This is a genomic window from Rhizobium ecuadorense (assembly GCF_001187535.1).
GTDB classification, from domain to species: domain Bacteria; phylum Pseudomonadota; class Alphaproteobacteria; order Rhizobiales; family Rhizobiaceae; genus Rhizobium; species Rhizobium ecuadorense.
Genome location: NZ_LFIO01001073.1, coordinates 1 through 404, shown reverse-complemented (window position 1 = coordinate 404; position 404 = coordinate 1). Strand labels below are relative to the sequence as shown.

General features: G+C 50.2%; 1 protein-coding gene. It reads right to left on the bottom strand.

The features are described 5' to 3' along the window. Positions 1-210 (bottom strand): antitoxin Xre-like helix-turn-helix domain-containing protein (locus AF337_RS44540; RefSeq protein ID WP_342028445.1); only part of this gene is annotated, 210 nt, incomplete at its 3' end. Positions 211-404: the final 194 nt, after the last annotated feature.

Sequence of the window (404 nt, the reverse complement as noted above, 5' to 3'; positions counted from 1 at the left end):
GTGAGAGACTCGCTCGACGGTGTCTCTTGGAATTGAGCCTCCTTCTTTCTTCCACTTAAAGAAGGTCGATCGGCCAGGCGATCCCAGCAGGAGAAGTTGGTCTTCGGTTGAAAGCTCCCACAACTCCGCAAGTCCTTGAAATGCCTCCATGACTGCCGGAATCGATGATCGCCCTTCGGCCGCTGCGGCGACGGGTTCGATATTAGCCACGCATGAATCTCCCGAAAAGTCCCAATATGGACTTGTATTTCAAATAAGTCCCGATATAGATTAGTCCATATCGGGACTAGAATCGCAGTGTAGTCCACTGACGAATCACGATCAAGAGTCGCCGGAGAACGGAGCGCAGTTATGGTAAAAGACAACAAGAAATTCGAGTTCACTGTCGATGGCGCGATTTATAG